The following is a 6,110-nucleotide window of genomic DNA, read 5'->3' as shown; positions in this document are numbered from 1 at the left end:
TGCGGATACCGGTTGATGTACTCCGGGTTGAGACCCACCACGTCCAGCAGATCCTGAACCGCCTTACGGCGATCGCCCTTCGGCGCCACCTCCGGGTGGATCTCGAACGGCTCCCCGATGATGTCACCCACCGTCATCCGCGGATTCAACGACGTGTACGGGTCCTGGAACACCATCTGGATGTTCCGGCGCACCGCCCGCAACGCCGCGCCCCTCAGCCGCGAGATCTCCTCCCCCTTGTAGAACACCTCGCCCGCGGTGGCCCGTTCGAGGTTCATCAGCACCTTGGCCAGCGTCGACTTGCCACACCCGGACTCACCGACGATGCCCAGGGTCTCGCCCTTGTGCAGCCCGAAGGAGATGCCGTCGACCGCGCGGACGGCTCCGACCTGCCGCTTGAGGAGGATGCCCCGGGTCAGCGGGAAGTGCTTGACCAGCTTCCTGACCTCCAGGATCGGCTCAGCCACGGAGGGTCTCCTTCCAGAGGTGGCAGGCGCTGCGGCGGCCCGGGAGGTCGCCGCCGTCCTCGTCCGACACGGCCTGCAGCAGCGGCAGTTCGGTCCGGCATCGATCGGTGGCGCGCTCGCAGCGCGGGTTGAACGCGCAGCCGGCCGGGATGTGCAGCAGGCTCGGCGGCAGGCCCTTGATCGCGTACAGGTCGTGGCCCTTGTGGTCCAGGCGCGGGATCGAGCGGAGCAGGCCCTTGGTGTACGGGTGCGCCGGGCGCGCGTACAGCTCGTGCACCGGCGCGGTCTCCACGATCCGGCCCGCGTACATGACCGCGATCCGGTCGGCCACATCCGCGACCACGCCCAGGTCGTGGGTGATCAGGATCAGTCCCATCCGGTACTCGGCCTGGAGCTCCGCCAAGAGCTCCATCACCTGCGCCTGCACCGTGACGTCCAGCGCCGTGGTCGGCTCGTCCGCGATGATCAGATCCGGCTGCAGGGCCATGGCCATCGCGATCATGATGCGCTGACGCATACCGCCCGAGAACTGGTGCGGGTAGTCGTTCACCCGCTGGGCGGCGGCCGGGATGCGCACCCGCTCCATCAGCTCGACGGCCTTGCGCAGGGAGTCCTTCTTCGACATCCCCTCGTGCACCCGGAAGACCTCGCCGAGCTGCCAGCCCACCGAGAACACCGGGTTGAGCGCGGAGAGCGCGTCCTGGAAGATCATCGCGATCTTCCGGCCGCGGATCCTGCGCCGCTCCTCCTCGGGCATGGTGAGCAGGTCCTCGCCCCGGTACAGCACCCGGCCGCCGGTTATCCGCCCCGGCGGGGTGTCCAGGATGCCCATCACCGCCTGCGCGGTGACCGACTTGCCCGAGCCGGACTCCCCCAGCACCGCCAGCGTCTCCCCCGCCCGGACGCCGTAACTGACCCCGTTGACCGCCCTGGCCACACCGTCCCGGGTACGGAACTCCACCTGCAGGTCGTCGACCTGCAGCAGGGCCGCCCCGGCCGCGTTCTCCACCGACTCCGCCATCGCCCCGCTCCCGCCGTCTCCCGGATCCGTCCCGTCCGCCGATGCCATGCCGCTCACCGCAGCTTGGGGTCGAGCGCGTCGCGCACGCCGTCGCCGACGAAGATGAAGCCCAGCGAGGTCAGCACCACGGCGAGCGAGGGAAGGGTCCACATGTAGTCGTACACGCCGATGAACCCGCGGCCGGAGGCGAGCATGTTGCCCCACTCGGGGATCTCCGGGCTGACGCCGACGCCGAGGTAGGAGAGCGACGCCTCCGCGACCACGGCGGTACCGACGTTGAAGGTGCCGTAGATGATGACCGGGGCGATCGAGTTGGGCAGGATGTGGCGCAGGATGACCCGCAGGTGGCCCGCGCCCAGCGCCCGCGCGGCGTGCACGTAGTCCATCTCGCGCGCCGAGAGCACCGAACTGCGCAGCAGTCGCGCCACGGTGGCCCAGCCGAAGATCGCCAGCGAGAGCACCACCGGCCACACCCCCCGGCCGGTGACGGTGATGATGATGATGGCGCCGATCAGCAGCGGGAAGGCGAAGAACACGTCGGCGAAGCGCATCGTCAGCGTGTCGTAGAAGCGGCCGAAGTAGCCGGCGACCGCTCCGAGCACGATGCCGATGAACAGCGTCAGCACGATCGACACCACACCCACGACGACCGCGATCCTGGACCCGTAGATCACCCGGGAGAGCTGGTCCCGGCCGAGGATGTCGGTGCCGAACAGGTGGTCCGCGCTGGGTGGCTGGAGCGTCTTCACGAGGTCCTGCCGGAGCGGGTCGTGCGGGGCGATCAGCGGCGCGAAGGCGGCGGTCAGCAGCAGGCCGACCACCAGGACCAGGCCCACCAGCGCCAGCCTGTTGGCGGCGAAGCGGTGCCAGATCTCCTGCCACTCCTTGACCACCCGGACAGCCGGCTCACCCGAGCCCCCGGCCGGATCCGCGCCCTCGCGCTGCCGTGGCACGGCCTGGCCGGCGGCGGCTGTCGCGGTCGTCTTGTCGTCAGTCATTTCGGCGCCCTCAGCTCAGCCGGATTCGGGGGTCGAGCATCGCGTACAGCAGGTCGACGACCAGGTTGAGCAGCACGAAGATGGCGACGCCCCAGGTGGCGACGCCGACCACGATCGGGTTGTTCTGCTGCTGGATCGCGGTGGACATCGCCATCCCGATGCCGTCCCAGTTGAAGATGGTCTCGGTGATGATCGCGCCGCCCATCAGGCCGCCGAACGAGATGCCGATGTACGTCACCACCGGGATCACCGAGTTGCGCAGTACGTGCTTGAGCAGCACCTCGCGCCTGGGCACGCCCTTGGCGATCGCGGTCTTCACGTAGTCGGCCCGCAGCACCTCCAGCATGGTGCCGCGCATCAGCCGGGCGACCAGCGCCGCGTCGATGACGGCCAGCGTGACCGCCGGCAGGACGACCTGTACCGGATCGCTCGGATCCCCGATCACCGGCACCCATTTGAGCTGCACGGCGAAGAGGTTGAGCATCAGCATGCCGATCACGAAGGTCGGGAACCCGACCAGGACCGTGGTGATCAGCGTGACGACGGTGTCCCAGACCGAGTACCGCTTGAGCGCGGCGAGTACGCCCACTCCCGCGCCGATCACCGCGTCGAAGACGATCGCGGCGACGGCCAGCTTGGACGTGTTGACCAGTTTGGGGCCGAGGATCTCGGCGACCGGGCGGCGCTGGGTGTAGTCCTCACCCATGTCGCCCTGCACCAACTTGCCGACGTACGAGCCGTACTGGACGATCAGCGGCTTGTCGAGCCCGTACCGCTTGTGGAGCGCCTCGACCACGGCGGGGTCGCGGGAGCGCTCGCTGCCGGCCAGCGAGCCGACCGGGTCACCCGGAATGACGAACAGGCAGGCGAAGAGGATCAGCGTCGCACCGAGCAGCACGACGACCATCTGTCCGGTCCTTCGCAGCAGGTACCTACCCATGGCATGGGCCTCTCTGTGGGTCGCGGCAGAGCGGCGTCGTCCTCTCCCCCGCACACCGCCGGGTCGGACGGGGCAACGGGGGCCGCCGCCGCCCGGTCGGGGCAGCGGGGGCGGCGGTGCAGCGACCGCTCGGGCCGACTGCGGCGGGGCGCGGGGTTCAGGAGCGGGCCACGCCTGGCGCGAGGGGACGGACTACTTCTGCGAGACCTTGGCCAGGGTCGGGTTCTCGTTGAAGTCGTAGGTCAGGTTCGCCCACTTCGCGGTGTTGCCGACCCGCTGCTGGCCACGGGTGAAGAGCGGGATCAGCGCCTGGTCCTCGCCGATCGCGAGCTTCTCGGCCTGCTGGTAGATCCTGGTGCGCTCGGCGACGTCCTTGGTGGCGGTGGCCTTCTGCAGCAGGGCGTCGAAGGCGGGGTTGCTGTAGCGGCCGCGGTTGTCGCCCGTGGCGTCGTGGGTGGCCGGGTCCTCACCGATGGAGGAGGTGGCCAGCAGCGGGGCCAGGAAGTTGCCGGGCGTCGGGTAGTCGGCCCCCCAGGCCGCCCGGTACATGCCGGTGGCGCTGTTCGTGTTCTCCTTCTTCAGCAGCTCCTTGAACGGGATCCCGTCGATCTGGACGTCCAGCCCGAGCACGTCCTTGAGCTGCTGGGCGACGGCCTGCACCCAGGCGTCGTGCCCGGCACCGGTGTTGTAGCCGAAGTACAGCTTGGTACCGGGGGTCAGGCCGGCCTGCGCGGCGAGCGCCTTGGCCTTCTCCTTGTCCTGCTTGACGCAGCTGACGCAGACGCCGTCCTGGAACGCGTCCTTGAAGGCCGGCGGCACCAGCGAGGTCGCCGTGTGCCGGAAGCCCTTGAACACGCCGCTGACGATGGCGTCGCGGTCGATCGCGTAGGAGACCGCCAGGCGGGCCTCCTTGCTCTTCAGCGGGCCCTGGTAGGTGATCGGCAGCAGGTAGTTCATGCCGTTGGCGTCCCAGTCGAACCACTCGTTCTTCGGCCCGTAGGTCGCCTTGGCGACGGGCAGCTGCTCGGTGGGCAGCCGGGCCCAGTCGAACTGCCCCGCCTGGAAGCCCTGGTACTCCAGCTGGTCGGCGTTGGCCGAGTTCAGGATGGATATCTCGATCCGGTCCAGGTGGGCCTTGGTCAGGGCGTACTTGTCGTTCCGGACCAGCGTGATCTTGCTGTTGTGCTGCCAGGGTCCTTCCATCTTGAACGGGCCGTTGCCGATCGGCTGGTCGTTGTACGTCTTGTTGCTCGCCGGGCCGGCCTCCTTGGGCACCGGGCTGAACACGGTGTGGAAGGTGCGGAGGTCGAACTCGCAGTCCTTGATGGCGAGATTGACCACCAGGGTGGTCGCGTCCGGCGCGCTGAGGCCCTTGAAGGCGGTCGCGGAGCCGTCCTGGAGCTCCTTGAAGCCGTCGATCTCGTTCAGGTGGTACGCCACGTCGGAGGCCGCGTCCTTGGCCGCGGCCCGGGTCCAGCCGCGGATGAACGCCGCCGCGTCCACCGCCTCACCGTTGGAGAACGTGGTCCCGCCCTTGATCTTGAACGTCCACTGGCTGCAGTCGTCGTTCGAGGTCCGGCTCTCGGCCAGCGCATTGCTGATCTTGCCGTTGACGTCGACACTGGTCAGACCGGTGAAGAGATTCTGCGCGACCAGCGTGCCCTCGGACTCCTGCACGTTGTACGGATCGATAGCGGTAGGCTCGACAATGCCCAGTCGGAAGGTGCCGCCGTCCTTGGCCGGTGCATTGTCGCTCGCCGCCGGCTTTCCGCCGTCGCCACCCGAGCCACCGCCATTGGTGCAAGCCGCAACCACCAGGACCGTGGTAGCGGCCACTGCCGTCCATCGCATTGTGCCGGTGAGCCTCATTCAACTGCCTCTCGATTCGGGGTGCAGGAACGAAGAGCCTCTCCGCAACCCGGCGTTCCAGGCATGACGGAGGTCAACATCGGTGCTCGTGCGCCCAGTTGGCGCCGCGACCATCGACGCGCGCAGAGCAACTATCGGGCCCTTCGGCCCTGTTTGGAATCTTCCTCACATCTCTTTTCTGTCACGCGGGACACCCAAGCCCGGCCATTGACCGACAGAGAAGCACATATCGCCCACGGAATTACCAATTCCCGCCCATCGAATACCGGACAACATCATCCGGATATCGATGATTTACCGGGCGATAAAACGTGCTGGAGATCTTCTTTTCCCTCTGTGGCGCTCTGCTTGATCTCGCGCTCGCCGCGCACCGGTTACTCTCGCGCTCCACCGCGCTCCACTCGATCTCGCGCTCCGCCGCGCTCTACTTGATCTCGCGCTCCACCGCGCTCTACTCGATCTCGCGCTCGCCGCGCTCTACTCGATCTCGCGCTCGCCGCGCTCTACTTGATCTCGCGCTCCGCCGCGAAGTGACAAGCCGAATCATGCGCGGCAGCCCCGTCGAGCCACTCCCGTACGGTCAGCGCGGGCGTCTCCACAGCACACCGCTCCTGCGCCTTCCAGCAGCGGGTGCGGAAGCGGCAGCCCGACGGCGGCTTGGCCGGCGAGGGGACGTCCCCGGAGAGCACGATCCGCCCGCGTCGCTCGCGACCACTGGGGTCCGGCACCGGCACGGCCGACAGCAGCGCCTGCGTGTACGGGTGGGTGGCGTGCTCGTAGATCTCCTCGTCCGACCCGATCTCCACCATCTTGCC

6 protein-coding genes are annotated in these 6,110 nt (G+C 68.3%); all 6 read right to left on the bottom strand.

Annotated elements, in window-relative coordinates:
- Positions 1-467, bottom strand: a 467-nt coding sequence (locus ACFC1R_RS38365) for an ATP-binding cassette domain-containing protein (RefSeq protein ID WP_375946359.1), incomplete at its 3' end; no start/stop codon positions are given.
- On the bottom strand, positions 460-1,488 hold the full coding sequence (locus ACFC1R_RS38360; RefSeq protein ID WP_375946360.1) for an ABC transporter ATP-binding protein: 1,029 nt from the start codon (positions 1,486-1,488) through the stop codon (positions 460-462). The genes ACFC1R_RS38360 and ACFC1R_RS38365, both read right to left, overlap by 8 nt.
- 53 nt (positions 1,489-1,541) lie before the next feature.
- The gene (locus ACFC1R_RS38355; protein WP_375946358.1) at positions 1,542-2,486 is read right to left on the bottom strand and encodes an ABC transporter permease; all 945 of its coding nucleotides are present in this window, start codon (positions 2,484-2,486) and stop codon (positions 1,542-1,544) included.
- A gap of 10 nt (positions 2,487-2,496) precedes the next feature.
- A complete protein-coding gene (locus tag ACFC1R_RS38350; RefSeq protein ID WP_375946357.1) occupies positions 2,497-3,393 on the bottom strand; it encodes an ABC transporter permease in 897 nt (298 codons plus the stop codon).
- Positions 3,394-3,618: 225 nt separating this feature from the next.
- Positions 3,619-5,262 carry an ABC transporter substrate-binding protein gene (locus tag ACFC1R_RS38345; RefSeq protein ID WP_375946356.1) on the bottom strand — a complete coding sequence of 548 codons (1,644 nt, stop codon included), beginning with the start codon at positions 5,260-5,262 and terminating at the stop codon, positions 3,619-3,621.
- A 536-nt stretch (positions 5,263-5,798) separates the two neighbouring features.
- The coding region (locus ACFC1R_RS38340; RefSeq protein ID WP_375946355.1) for an oligopeptide/dipeptide ABC transporter ATP-binding protein at positions 5,799-6,110 on the bottom strand (312 nt) is incomplete at its 5' end.

The sequence above is a fragment of the Kitasatospora sp. NPDC056138 genome, from assembly GCF_042264695.1.
Lineage (GTDB): Bacteria > Actinomycetota > Actinomycetes > Streptomycetales > Streptomycetaceae > Kitasatospora.
This window is presented reverse-complemented; position numbering and strand designations above follow the sequence as displayed.